The following is a 213-nucleotide window of genomic DNA, read 5'->3' as shown; positions in this document are numbered from 1 at the left end:
ACGGCCCGCCGCGTGGTGGCTCGCGTCCCGACGACCGTGGCGGCAGCTTCCGCCGCGATGACCGCCCGCGCTCCGGCCCGCCCAGCAGCGGTGACCGTGGTGGCTTCCGTCGTGACGACCGCCCGCAGGGTGACCGTCCGCGCTTCGGTCCCCCGAGCGGCGACCGTCGTGACGGCCCGCCGCGTGGTGGCTCGCGTCCCGACGACCGTGGCG

1 pseudogene is annotated in these 213 nt (G+C 78.4%); it reads right to left on the bottom strand.

Annotated features, from left to right (window positions below):
• Window positions 1-213 (bottom strand): annotated as a pseudogene (locus C6N31_RS45455) (hypothetical protein); the annotation flags it as partial.

Origin of the sequence: Streptomyces fildesensis (assembly GCF_016107395.1) — a bacterium.
GTDB lineage: Bacteria > Actinomycetota > Actinomycetes > Streptomycetales > Streptomycetaceae > Actinacidiphila > Actinacidiphila fildesensis.
The sequence above is the reverse complement of the archived record's forward strand: the minus strand, read 5'-3'. Positions and strand labels throughout refer to the sequence as shown.